General features: G+C 67.2%; 11 protein-coding genes. 3 read left to right on the forward strand and 8 right to left on the reverse strand.

The genetic code is table 11. From position 1 onward, the window contains the following. Positions 1 to 46 precede the first annotated feature (46 nt). Positions 47 to 931, reverse strand: coding sequence for a LysR family transcriptional regulator (locus AB4Z01_RS05050; RefSeq protein WP_441691198.1), 885 nt, complete (start codon positions 929 to 931; stop codon positions 47 to 49). A gap of 109 nt (positions 932 to 1,040) precedes the next feature. Here AB4Z01_RS05050 and AB4Z01_RS05055 point away from each other — a divergent pair, with 109 nt between their 5' ends. Continuing rightward, complete coding sequence (locus AB4Z01_RS05055; RefSeq protein ID WP_441691200.1) at positions 1,041 to 2,540, forward strand: CoA-acylating methylmalonate-semialdehyde dehydrogenase; 1,500 nt, start codon at positions 1,041 to 1,043, stop codon at positions 2,538 to 2,540. Between the two features lie 429 nt (positions 2,541 to 2,969). On the opposite strand, the gene AB4Z01_RS05060 is transcribed toward AB4Z01_RS05055, so the two are convergent. The 7 genes from AB4Z01_RS05060 to AB4Z01_RS05090 form a co-directional block, all read right to left on the reverse strand. Continuing rightward, positions 2,970 to 3,602: a hypothetical protein gene (locus AB4Z01_RS05060; RefSeq protein WP_441691201.1), complete on the reverse strand. Its 633-nt coding sequence runs from the start codon at positions 3,600 to 3,602 to the stop codon at positions 2,970 to 2,972. A 238-nt stretch (positions 3,603 to 3,840) separates the two neighbouring features. Then, positions 3,841 to 4,497, reverse strand: a complete 657-nt coding sequence (locus tag AB4Z01_RS05065) for a flavin reductase family protein (RefSeq protein ID WP_441691203.1) — start codon at positions 4,495 to 4,497, stop codon at positions 3,841 to 3,843. After that, positions 4,494 to 5,912: a M24 family metallopeptidase gene (locus AB4Z01_RS05070; RefSeq protein ID WP_441691277.1), complete on the reverse strand. Its 1,419-nt coding sequence runs from the start codon at positions 5,910 to 5,912 to the stop codon at positions 4,494 to 4,496. Before AB4Z01_RS05070 ends, AB4Z01_RS05065 begins: the two co-directional genes overlap by 4 nt. Positions 5,913 to 5,961: 49 nt before the next feature. Then, positions 5,962 to 6,765, reverse strand: coding sequence for an ABC transporter permease (locus AB4Z01_RS05075; RefSeq protein ID WP_441691205.1), 804 nt, complete (start codon positions 6,763 to 6,765; stop codon positions 5,962 to 5,964). Continuing rightward, positions 6,758 to 7,585, reverse strand: a complete 828-nt coding sequence (locus AB4Z01_RS05080) for an ABC transporter permease (protein WP_441691207.1) — start codon at positions 7,583 to 7,585, stop codon at positions 6,758 to 6,760. The genes AB4Z01_RS05075 and AB4Z01_RS05080 overlap by 8 nt, the downstream gene beginning before the upstream one ends. A gap of 5 nt (positions 7,586 to 7,590) precedes the next feature. Beyond that, positions 7,591 to 8,631, reverse strand: a complete 1,041-nt coding sequence (locus tag AB4Z01_RS05085; RefSeq protein WP_441691209.1) for an extracellular solute-binding protein — start codon at positions 8,629 to 8,631, stop codon at positions 7,591 to 7,593. A gap of 23 nt (positions 8,632 to 8,654) precedes the next feature. Further along, a complete protein-coding gene (locus tag AB4Z01_RS05090) occupies positions 8,655 to 9,830 on the reverse strand; it encodes an ABC transporter ATP-binding protein (protein ID WP_441691211.1) in 1,176 nt (391 codons plus the stop codon). Positions 9,831 to 10,034: 204 nt separating this feature from the next. Between AB4Z01_RS05090 and AB4Z01_RS05095 the strand changes: the two genes are divergently transcribed. Together AB4Z01_RS05095 and AB4Z01_RS05100 are read left to right on the forward strand one after the other, a co-directional pair. Continuing rightward, on the forward strand, positions 10,035 to 10,790 hold the full coding sequence (locus tag AB4Z01_RS05095) for a GntR family transcriptional regulator (RefSeq protein WP_441691213.1): 756 nt from the start codon (positions 10,035 to 10,037) through the stop codon (positions 10,788 to 10,790). 227 nt (positions 10,791 to 11,017) lie between these two features. Further along, entirely contained in the window at positions 11,018 to 11,416 is a 399-nt protein-coding gene (locus AB4Z01_RS05100; protein WP_441319619.1) for a RidA family protein, read from the forward strand. Positions 11,417 to 11,420 lie beyond the last annotated feature (4 nt).

Genomic DNA, 11,420 nt, shown 5'->3' on the forward strand with positions numbered 1-11,420 from the left:
GAGGCAACGCGAAACGTCCGGCATCCTGCTGTCCCTGCTGATAGCGCTACGGCAGGAAGCGCCGGCGCTCCTCCTCGAAGCGGCGGGTGATGAACTGGCGGCACAGCGCCACCCGCCGCAGCCCGGCGCTGTCCGGGTGCGACAGCATGAAGTAGCTGCGGCGGAAGCCGACCTCCGGCAGGATCCGCACCAGCCCGGGCATGTCGGCGGCGGCGAAATCGTGCAGCACGCCGATGCCGATCCCGGCCCGCACCGCCTCCATCTGCCCGGTGACGCTGGCGCAGCGGAAGCGGCGGAGCGACCGGTCCTCCAGCGCCCAGGCATAGTCCAGCGCCGGGGCGTAGGCGTAGTCCTCGACCCCCGTCACCACGACATGCTCGGCCAGGCCGTCGGCATCCGCGGGCGTGCCGGCCGCCCCGAGATACTCGGCCGCGGCATAGACGCCGAGGCTGTAATCGGTCAGCCGCGACACGATCAGCCGCCCCTCGACCGGCCGGTCCAGCCCGATCGCCAAATCGGCCTCGCGCCGGGACAGCGAGAAGCTGCGGGGCAGGGGCACCAGCTCGATCGTCAGGCTGGGATACTGCCGGGCGAAGCGGCCCAGCTCGCGCGCCAGAAAGTGGTTGCCGAGGCCGTCCGGCGCGCCGATGCGCACCGTGCCCGCCACCTCGGCCTCGTCGTCCCGCAGCCCTTCCGCCGCGCCCAGCAGCGCCGTCTCGATGCCCTCGGCCACGGGCAGCAGCCGCTCGCCGGCCTGGGTCAGCACCGACCCCGCCGGCCGCCGGTCGAACAGCACCGTGCCCAGATCGGCCTCCAGCGCATCCAGCCGGCGCGCCACGGTGGCGTGGTTCAGCCCCAGCTTGCGCGACGCGGCCAGCAGCTGGCCGTGCCGGGCGACCGCCAGGAAGACGCGCAGATGGTCCCAGTCCATGCCATCTCCGATCGGTGACTTCAATTCCCGCACAACGGTTGCTCGATCCTGTGCGTTGATGCGCGCCGGGTAAAGCGCGAAGGTGCCGGCAACAGTGGAGGAGACGACAATGCCGACCGAGATCCATCATTTCATCGCCGGCCGCCGGTTCGCGGGCAGCAGCGGGCGCAGCGCCCCCGTCTTCAACCCGGCCACCGGCCAGCAGAGCGGCAGCGTCGCCCTGGCCTCGGCCGACGACGTCCGCGCCGCGGTGGTTGCCGCCCGCGAGGCGTTTCCCGGCTGGGCCGGCACCACGCCGCTGCGCCGCGCCCGCATCCTGAACCGCTTCCTGCGCATCCTCGAGGAGCGCACCGACGAGCTGGCCGCTGCCATCACCGCCGAGCACGGCAAGGTGCTGTCCGACGCCCGCGGCGAGGTCCAGCGCGGCATCGAGGTGGTCGAGTTCGCCACCGCCGCGCCGCAGCTGCTGAAGGGCGAGTTCACCGAGAATGTTGGCACCCGGGTCGACAGCCACGCGATGCGCCAGCCGCTGGGCATCGTCGCCGGCATCACCCCGTTCAACTTCCCGGCCATGGTGCCGATGTGGATGTTCCCGGTGGCGCTGGCCTGCGGCAACTGCTTCATCCTGAAGCCGTCGGAGCGCGACCCCTCGGCCTCGCTGCTGCTGGCCGAATGGCTGAAGGAAGCCGGCCTGCCCGACGGCGTGTTCAGCGTCGTGCATGGCGACAAGCAGGCGGTGGACGCGCTGCTGTTCGACCCCGACATCGCGGCGATCAGCTTCGTCGGCTCGACCCCGATCGCCCGCTACATCTATGAGACCGCGGCGCGCACCGGCAAGCGCTGCCAGGCGCTGGGCGGCGCCAAGAACCACATGATCATCATGCCGGACGCCGATCTCGACCAGGCGGTCGACGCGCTGATGGGCGCCGCCTACGGCTCGGCCGGCGAGCGCTGCATGGCGATCTCGGTCGCGGTCCCGGTCGGCGAGAAGACCGCCGAGGCCCTGCTGGCGCGGCTGGAGCCGCGAATCCGTGCCCTGGCCATCGGCCCCGGCACCGACCCGGAGGCCGAGATGGGGCCGCTGGTCACCCGCCAGCATCTCGACAAGGTGCGCGGCTATATCGACTCGGGCGTCGCCGAGGGCGCGAAGCTGGTGGTCGACGGGCGCGACTTCCGCCGCCAGGGCTATGAGGACGGCTATTTCATCGGCGGCACGCTGTTCGACCATGTCACCACCGACATGAAGATCTACCGCGAGGAGATTTTCGGCCCGGTGCTGTCGATCGCCCGGGCGCCGGATTACGAGACCGCGGCCGGCTGGATCAACGGCCATGAATTCGCCAACGGCACGGCGATCTTCACCCGCGACGGCGACGCCGCGCGCGAGTTCGCGCACCAGATCCAGGTCGGCATGATCGGCATCAACGTGCCGATCCCGGTGCCGATGGCCTTCCACTCCTTCGGCGGCTGGAAGTCGTCGCTGTTCGGCGACCACCACATGCATGGGCCGGAGGGCGTGCGCTTCTATACGAAGCTGAAGACCATCACCACCCGCTGGCCGACCGGCATCCGCGCCGGCGCCGAATTCGTGATGCCGACGATGAAGTAACCCGACCGGGCGCCATCGCATTTTGCCTCTCCCGCTTGCGGGAGAGGTCGGAGACGCGAAGCGGCTCCGGGTGAGGGTTCTTTGTCGAGGCCCGGGCCGGCCCTCACCCGGTCTCGCTGCGCGAGCCCGACCTCTCCCGCCAGGCGGGAGAGGCAAACCGACGCTTGCGATGATGGTCCGTTCATGGCTACCGAGAAGCGGCGCGTCATCCGGCGGCGGCGCTCAACTGCTATCGGGCGGCACGTCGGGGCCGTTCTCGAGGCAGATGTCCGAGTGGAGGTCGATGCCCAGGGAGCGGCAGAGGCGGACCGTGGCCTTCTCGGTGCTGGCGGTATCGAGCAGCGTGTCGATGTCGGGCTCCTGCAGCCGGATCGCCAGCCCGGCCTTGAGGTCGGCGATCCGGGCGGGGTCGCCGACCTCGGCGATGCACTACTCGGTCATGGCGACGACCGCGGTCCGGCGGCGGGCGCGCTCGGCCCGGATCTCGGCCGGGGTGCCGGCCGGCAGGCCCGGGCGGCCGTTCTCGTAGCGCGGCTGCCGGCGGCGCCACTGCCGGACCAGGCCGAGGCCGCAGACCAGGCCGGCCACGACCGACGGGACCGTGCGATCCTCGACCGGGTCGTCCCGGTCGCCATAGAGTTGGACCAACGCCTCGTCGAGTTGCATCCTGAGATCGGAGAAGCGGGCGCGGTCGGTGCCACGGTCGTCCCCGATCAGGCGGATGAGGACGTCCTCGACCTCCTCTCGATGGCGGGCGCGGCGTGCCTCGCGGCCGCCGTCGCGGGCGCACAGGTCCTTCACGGCGCGGGCGCGCTGGGCCAGGGTCTGGCGCACCAGATGGGCGTAGCGTGCGAAAGCGAGGCCGGGCTCCGGGGCCGCAGCCTGGGGCTGAGCCTCGTCCGCCACAGCCGGAGGCTGAGCCTCGGCGGCGAGGGCGTGGGCGCCAGCCGTCTCGGCCAGCTGCATGCCGATCTCGGCCAGGCGCGTGAGCATCTCGCACTGCTGCAGCGTGCAGCCGCGGCCATAGGCCTGGACATCGAAATCGGCAGGGATCTCCTTCATGGAACGTATCATGAACAAGTCGCGCAGCCGAGCGCAATGCACATTGTGTTTAGTGATAGGCGGGGCGGGCGGGGGCTGTTCGGCTGGGTCCGCGGCGGATAAGCGGGTGGCTCACTGCTTGTCTGATATCGCCGGGCGGCTTTGGGTGATGAGGCCTCGTTCCGGACAGTGCCTCACCCACCAGCGACGGTCCGGAAAGGTGCCACGGGATCATGGGGCCGGGCGGGCGTGAGACCAGCTATGCTCGGCGCTGGCAGAACTGGTCGGGGGTCATTGTCTTGATCTCGAACTGGTCTTGCGTTCGAGCATAACTGTGCCCGCCGAGCCGGCCGATCGCGTCCATCTTGTGCTGGTCGATATGCAGGTTCCGCGGGTCGACCGCGTCGGCGCGCACAAACACCCCCAGGACCTCGCCGAGAATGATCTCGCGGGCCGGGCTGATCTGAAGGGTCATGTACCTGCGGCACTCCAGCGCCGCCGGCGCCGCCACGATCCTCGGGCTGCGCACCATTTCGCCCGGCACCGTCTCGAGACCGGCTTGCTTCAGCTCATCGACCTCGGGGCCGAACTTGATGGCACAGATCTCCATCCGATCGACCAGGGCGGTGTCACAGATGTGCACGGTGAACTCGCCGGTCTCGCGGATGTTGCGCGCGGTGTCCTTGAAGCTCATATCGGCATGGTTCTCCACGCCGATGGCGACGATCGCCGGATCGTGGGTCAGTACATTGAAGAAGCTGAACGGCCCGGCATTGGGGCGGCCGTCGCGGCTCAGGGTCGTCACCAGCGCGATCGGCCTGGGGATGACGGTTCCGATCAGGAGCTTGTAGCGCTCGCGCTCCGTCAGCGCCGAGAAGTCGAAATGGGTGTGCCCGAGCTTGTCCACGCCGTTCATCGGTCCCCCGGCACACGGAAGGTTTCGAGCGGCGTGTGGCGGCTGAGGTTCTCGAAGCCGTCGGAGGTGACAAGGTAGCAATCCCCGATATTGCAGCCGGCCGACTGGGCTTCGAGCCATTGCGCGTGCAGCACGAAGACCATTCCTTCCTCGAGTCTGTCGTGGTTGTGCGAGGAGACATTGAAGCTGTTCTGCGCGCCGGCCATGCCGACCGAATGACCGAGATTTGGATTATGGGGCCCGTGGGTGGCGGGGTAGACATGCATCAGCCTGCGTCCGCGCGCCTCCCAATCGGCGTCCGCCACATACTGCATCGGCACGGGCCGCGGCCCGCCATCATCGGCCGCCTGCCAGTTGTAGGGCATGGTGCGCGCATGCGGCGAGGTGAGCAGGCCGTGCTCGATGTAGGAATCGAACGCCGCGTTGTTGATATCGCTGACGAGCGCGCCGGGTCGGATCAGCCGTTCCGCGCGCCTGAGCCCGTCGGTGCAGGCGGCGAGCACCTTCTCCTGCCGCGCGGTGATCTCGCCCACCGCGATCATGCGGGCGGTCTGCGCCGTGTAGCCCTGATAGGTGACGTTGGAGATGTAGAGGTTGATCAGGTCGCCGGTCCGCACCACGCGGCCATAGGGCTTGCCGCAATGCGTGCCGTACTGGTTGACGCCGATCTGGTAGCCGTCGCCGGTCTCGCCGCCGCGGGCCAACTGGGCGAAGGTGAATGCCGCATAGATCTCGGCGTCGGTCACGCCGGGACGGGTGACATGATAGGCGGCCTGGGTGCCGATGGAGATCAACTGCGCGGCCGCCCGGACCATCTCGATCTCGCGCGGCGAGCGGATCTTCTGCATGCGGTCGATGATCGGGTTGTCGGAGACGAACCTCGCCTTCGGCATCAGGTCGTCGAGATGGCCGAACAGGGATGAGCTGGTCCGGTCGCCGAGCCGGCCGATCTGCCCGGCGGAAAGTCCGAGATCGCACAGGATCTTCGCGGCGGCTTCCGCAGTCCTTGCCGTCGACGAGCCGGGCCGGTCGGCATATTCGCGGCCGATCGCGCCGATCTGCCAGATCTGGTCCACGCCGACCGGTTCGCCGCCTGGCGGCAGGATGACCGACTGGGTGAAGAACGACAGCAGCACCATTTCCTTGTCGCTGTCGGTCGGAATGATCAGCACGCCCTCGCGCATCCAGTCGCAGACGTAGCGCAGATAGGCGTTCGAGGTGTGGAACCAGCCGACCATGTCGGTGTGGACGACCAGCGCATCGTGCTCCGCCAGCACCGCCTCGCGGCGGATGCGGCGCACCCGTTCCGCGAACTCGTCATCCGGCAGCGGCAGAGGCGGGCTGAATTCGAAATCGGGTTCGAAACCGGCCAGCAGGGATTCGATCCGGCGTCCGGATGCCGGAATACGGTGCATGGTCACGACGCAATGTTCCTTTTTGCGCCCGCGGAGGGCGAGGTCGGCGTTAGCGGGAGGGGCCGAAGAGTTTGCGGCCGGTAACCACGACGACGAGCGTCACGGCGATCAGGATGCCGGACATCGCGGCGACCCGGACATCGAGGGATTCCTCGATCATCGCGAACATGCGAAGCGGCAGGACCGTGGTGCGCGCATCGGCGAGGAAGAGCGAGACCGAGACGTTGTCGAGCGATTGGATGAACACCAGGAACGCGCCGGCGAGGATGCCCGGAACCAGCAGCGGCAGGATCACCCGCCGCAGCGTCGTCATGGGCGTCGCACCCAGGGTGGTCGACGCTTCCGCCAGGGACGGATCCATGCCCTGCGCGATGACGGCCGTTGCGCGATACATCAACGGCCCGAACACCACGATATGCCCGGCAACCGTGAGCCAAAGCGACGGCCGAAGGCCGACGAGGCTCGATACCACCAACGCCGCGAGCCCATAGACCAGGCTGGGCAGCACCAGCGGCGCCAGGAGCAGCGGCTCGGTGAGGTTGGCCGCCCGGCCCCGGATGCGGGCCATGCCGATGCTGGCGGGCACCGCGAACAGCAGCGAGCCGATCACCGCGAGGCCGGCGATCTTCAGCGAATTGAACGCGGCGATATGTTCCGTCGCCGATACGACCGGATCGAGCAGAGCCGCGTACCAGCGCAGGGAGAGACCTTGCGGCGGGAACTGAAGCGTCTGGCCGGCCGTGAACGACATCACCAGGGCGATGGCGATCGGCGCGATGAGGTAGAGAATGGCCAGCCCGCCGATGCCGTAGACAAAGGCCCGGTAGAGAAAGGTCGAGGCGGCGTCACGCATGGCCGACGAGCCTCCGATGACGGGCGATCGCGGACAGAGCCAGAAGAAGGCTGCCGGTGGACAGCAGCAGGACCACCGCGATCGCGGATGCCAAGGGCCAGTCGAACAGCACGCCGACCTCGCGGTAGATGAGCTGCGGCATGTAAACGTTGCGGGCGCCACCGATCACCGCCTGGGTCACGAAGGATGCGCTGGTGCTGGCGAAGACCAGGATCCAGCCGGCGAGGAGGCCCGGCAGCATGAGCGGAAGCAGCACGGTCAGGAACACTCGCCACGGCCCGGCCCCGGCCACCTCGGCGGCATCGGTCAACTGCTTGTTGACGCGCGACAGCACGGCGATCAGCGGCAGGATGATCAGCGGCAGGTCGATCTGGCACATGGTCAGCACCAGCCCCAGTTCCGTGAACATCAGGCTGACGGGCTGTCCGGTGAAGCCGAGGCCGAGCAGGGCCTGGCTGATCGGCCCCTGGCGGCCGAGGATCACGATCCATGCGAAGGTGCGGACGACATTGCTCGTCAGCATCGGAATCAGTGACAGAAAGATGATGATTTGCCGCGTCCGGGAGCCGCTGTGCCAGTAAAGCAGCGCGATCGGAATGCCGAGCAACGTCGTTCCGATGACGGTCAGGACGCCGAGCCGGACAGTGTTCATGAGCACACGGAAGTTGAACGGATCGCCGAGGAATGCCGAATAGTTCTCGAGCGAGATGCCGGCCTTCCCGGAAAAGCTGTAGGCAACGAGCAGGGCGAGCGGCGTCACGAAGAACACCACCGAAAGCAGGAGCATCGGAAGGAGATACGGAGCGCCGCTCGACCTCATCGTCGTCATCCCCCTGCCACGAGCGTGTCGAACGCCCTGATCCAGGCGGCCCGGTTCTTGTTGATCAGCGTCCAGTCCGGATAGACCAGCGATGCGACCTGCTCGCGCGTGACATAGGCCGCGATGCCGGGTGTCAGCTCGACATCCCGGTTGGTCGGGAACATCTCCGAAGGCGGCAACTTCAGGACGTCCTGGGCGGCCTTCGAGATGGCTGCGTCCATATAGGCATAGGCCGCGTCGACATTCCGCGAACCCTTGGCCAGGTGGATGTTGACGGGCGCGGCTGGGGACCCTGTCTCGGGGTGGGCGAACTCGGCCGCGAGGCCCAGCGCCTTCAGGTGCGCCACATTGTTGGTCGAGCACATGAACACCGCGATCTCGCCCTGCTGATACAGCGTCATCTGGTGGTTGGTGCTGTCGATGACGGTCTTGAGGTTCTCGGGATGATCCCTGAACAGCTTGAAGACCGCGTCCATGTCGTCCGGACCCGTGCCGAAGATCTTCGCCAGCTGGGTATAGGCCATGACCGCGGTGTTTGATCCGAACCCCGTCCACGAGACCTTGCCGGCATAGGCCGGGTTCTCGAACAGATCGCGATAGCCGGCGGGCTTCGGCACCATGTCGGGATTGTAGGCAATGCCGTTGACCTCGACGGTGACGGTCGGGCCGTACTCTCCCTGGAAGGCGGGATCGAGCATGGCCCAGTTGGAAAGCTTGCCCGGATCGATCTTCTGGATCAGCCCGTTCTCGATCGCGACCGCGCCCTGTCCCGGCGACATCAGAAGCGTGTCGTAAGCCGGATTGTCCGGGCTTGCCTGGACCTTCGCCAGTTGGTCCTGGGCCAAAGCGGGCGCGATGGTGAGATCGTAGCCGGCCGCCGAAACGAGCGGCGTCAGCACGCGCCGGTAGGCATCCTCCCAACCGCCGGGAAAGGTCGCGGCGACGAGCGAGCCGGCGGCGCGCGCCCTGGCCGGCAACAGTGCGGCCGTTGCGACGCCTGCCGCAAGGAGCCCGAAACCGCGTCTGTTCAATCCGAATTCGGTCATGGATTGGCGCCTCTCCTGTTGGATCAGTTGCCGGTGTCGCGCGGGAAGACGTGACACCGGTCGGTGTCGACCTGGATGTAGACCCGGTCGCCCGGGACGGCCGCACGGCCTGCGGCGCCGCGCATCTCGGTGGCACGGATCTCGGTCCCGTCGACCAGCCGGAGGTCGTGGACCAGGGTCGGCCCGAGCGGAACGGAGATGGTGAGGCGCGCCTCGATCGTTGCCGGCCCGGGGGCAGCAAGGAGGCGCACATCCTCCGGCCGGCAGGTGACGACCACCGGCGCACCGGCGATGAACTGGAGATCCCGCTTCAGCACGAGGGTATCGCCCGTCGAAAGCCTGACCATTGCCTCATGGCCGCGAGAGGCTTCGACGATGCCCGGAAGCCGGCTTGCGTGGCCGATGAAGCTGTTCACGAAGAGAGTCTTCGGGTGGTCGTAGACGGTGGTCGGGCTGTCGATCTGCTCGACGCGGCCCCGATTCATCAGGACCAGCCGGGTCGCCAGGCTCTGCGCTTCCTCCTGGTCGTGGGTGACGATCAGCGTGGTGACGCCAAGCGATTTTTGCAGGCGCAGCATCTCGACCTGGAGATCGAAACGCAGCGCCCGGTCCAGCGCCCCGAAGGGTTCGTCGAGCAGCAGCAGCGACGGCCGGGCCGCAAGAGCGCGCGCGACAGCCACGCGCTGCTGCTGGCCGCCCGACAGCTCGCGCGGCAGGCGGCTGCCAAAGCCGTCGAGGCGGATCAGCGCAAGCAGTTCGGCGACCCTGGCGCGCCGCTCGGGCCGCGGCACGCGTTGGCAGGCCAGCGGATAGGCAATGTTCTCGGCGACCGTCAGGTGAGGAAACAGCGCATAGTTCTGAAAGACCATGCCGATGCCGCGCGCTCGGGCGGACAGAACCGTGAGATTCGTCGTTCCCAGCGAGATGATGCCGCGGTTGGGCCGGATCAGGCCGGCGATCGCCCGAAGCACCGTGGACTTGCCGCAGCCGCTCGGGCCGAGCAGGGCCGCGATCTCGCCGGCGGGAACATCGAAGCTGACATCGTCGACCGCCGGCGCGGTTCCTCCATAGGAATGCGTGAGAGCGCGCACCGACAGGGCGCGAGCGCTCATCGGCGCGGCCGACGCGATTCGTGCCGCTGTGGCGGTGCCGGGCCCGAATTCCGGAGTGGAGCGCGCGAGAGCAGGGTTCGTGTCCATGCAGTTTATGGAAGCAAGCGCCATGCCAACCCGTGCAGATAATAAAAATCTTAACTTAACTAACTGAATCACATGGAAAATTCATTCGAAAAACAAAGTTACGAAACTTTGTTCGACAAAATTTTCAAACTAACATGCGCAAGAAATAGCGCATCCAAACGCGCCAATTGGTGTAAATGTGGGCAGCCGCATACGGAGATCGCAGTGCGAACCAGCGTAAAACGCCGCGCCAAACCGCTGACCCAAGCTCAGGAGGCGCGGTTCGACTCCGTGGACGCAACGGAGGACGTCAGCGACCGGATCTGTGCGACTCTGGCCGCGGCCATCCGCGAAGGTGCGCTGAGGCCGGGATCCAAGATTCTGGAGGACGCGATCGCAGAGCACTTCGGGGTGAGCCGGACGGTCGTGCGCGGTGCGCTGGGCATTCTCGAGCATGACCATCTGCTGGAGCGTAAGCGAAACCGTGGCTCGTTTGTCGCCGAGCCCTCCATCGACCAGGCCCAGGAGCTGTTCGAGGCCCGTAGATCGATCGAACGCGTGATCCTCGAACTTGCGATCGGGCGCGCTTCGGCCGCCGACTGCGATCGGCTCAACGCCATCATCGAGCAGGAGCACGTCGTTCGTCAGGGCACGGACGAGAAGGCGAAGGCCGGCCTGTCCGGGCAATTCCATGTCGAGCTGGCGCGCATCAGCGGAAACGGGGTCCTGGCGGAGCTCCTGGAAAAGGTCGTGGCGCGGCTTTCGCTGGTGATGGCGCTCTATGAGGACGAGCGCCATGACGATTGCGGCACCGACCATCACAGAGCCATTCTTGCCGCCGTGCGAGACAAGGACCTCGATCGCGCGCAGCACCTGATGGCCGAGCACCTGTCGGACATCGAGGGGCGGGTCCGGCTGACCCAGGACCATGGTGACCGCCATACCTTCGAGTCGGTGCTGGCCAACTTCTCGACTCAATGACGGGAGCTGCCGAGGCGGCGCTCAGGGCCCGTGTATGCCAAGCGATTCACTCCATTCTAAAGAAATATACATCGCGTATACGTATTGACATACGCGGCGTATGTTCCGATATGGCGACATACGGGGCGTATGTGAATGCTCGTCACGGTCAGCGGGCCTCAACCCTGAAGCCGGGCGATCGTCGCGCCGGCCGGGCGGTCCGGCGGTGTCTGCACAGGAGTCAAACGATGGCCAAGCGCGATGCGATCTTCCCTGCCGGCCGGCAGGCGCTTTACGAGATCAACCGCTATTCGGCGGCGATCCGGTCGGGCGATCTGCTGTTCGTCTCGGGCCAGGTCGGCAGCCGCGAGGACGGGTCGCCCGAGCCGGACTTCGCCAAGCAGGTCCAGCTCGCCTTCGACAATCTCGCGGCCGTGCTGAAGGCCGCCGGCTGCACCTTCGAGGACGTCGTCGACGTCACCACCTTCCACACCGACCCGGCCGCGCAGTGGGAGACGATCAACCCGATCCGGCTGAAGGCGATCGGCGAGCCGCCCTATCCGAACTGGACCGCGGTCGGCGTGAACTGGCTGGCGGGCTTCGATTTCGAGATCAAGGTCATCGCGCGCATTCCGCAGGCTGGCTGAGCCG

It is taken from the genome of Inquilinus sp. YAF38 (assembly GCF_052113205.1).
Lineage (GTDB): Bacteria > Pseudomonadota > Alphaproteobacteria > DSM-16000 > Inquilinaceae > Inquilinus.

Excerpts from the sequence above, each read along its gene's own strand:
- AB4Z01_RS05050 (WP_441691198.1), bottom strand. The coding sequence starts at position 931 with ATGGACTGGGACCATCTGCGCGTCTTCCTGGCGGTCGCCCGGCACGGC.
- AB4Z01_RS05055 (WP_441691200.1), top strand. The coding sequence starts at position 1,041 with ATGCCGACCGAGATCCATCATTTCATCGCCGGCCGCCGGTTCGCGGGC.
- AB4Z01_RS05060 (WP_441691201.1), bottom strand. The coding sequence starts at position 3,602 with ATGAAGGAGATCCCTGCCGATTTCGATGTCCAGGCCTATGGCCGCGGC.
- AB4Z01_RS05065 (WP_441691203.1), bottom strand. The coding sequence starts at position 4,497 with ATGAACGGCGTGGACAAGCTCGGGCACACCCATTTCGACTTCTCGGCG.
- AB4Z01_RS05070 (WP_441691277.1), bottom strand. The coding sequence starts at position 5,912 with ATGCACCGTATTCCGGCATCCGGACGCCGGATCGAATCCCTGCTGGCC.
- AB4Z01_RS05075 (WP_441691205.1), bottom strand. The coding sequence starts at position 6,765 with ATGCGTGACGCCGCCTCGACCTTTCTCTACCGGGCCTTTGTCTACGGC.
- AB4Z01_RS05080 (WP_441691207.1), bottom strand. The coding sequence starts at position 7,585 with ATGAGGTCGAGCGGCGCTCCGTATCTCCTTCCGATGCTCCTGCTTTCG.
- AB4Z01_RS05085 (WP_441691209.1), bottom strand. The coding sequence starts at position 8,631 with ATGACCGAATTCGGATTGAACAGACGCGGTTTCGGGCTCCTTGCGGCA.
- AB4Z01_RS05090 (WP_441691211.1), bottom strand. The coding sequence starts at position 9,830 with ATGGACACGAACCCTGCTCTCGCGCGCTCCACTCCGGAATTCGGGCCC.
- AB4Z01_RS05100 (WP_441319619.1), top strand. The coding sequence starts at position 11,018 with ATGGCCAAGCGCGATGCGATCTTCCCTGCCGGCCGGCAGGCGCTTTAC.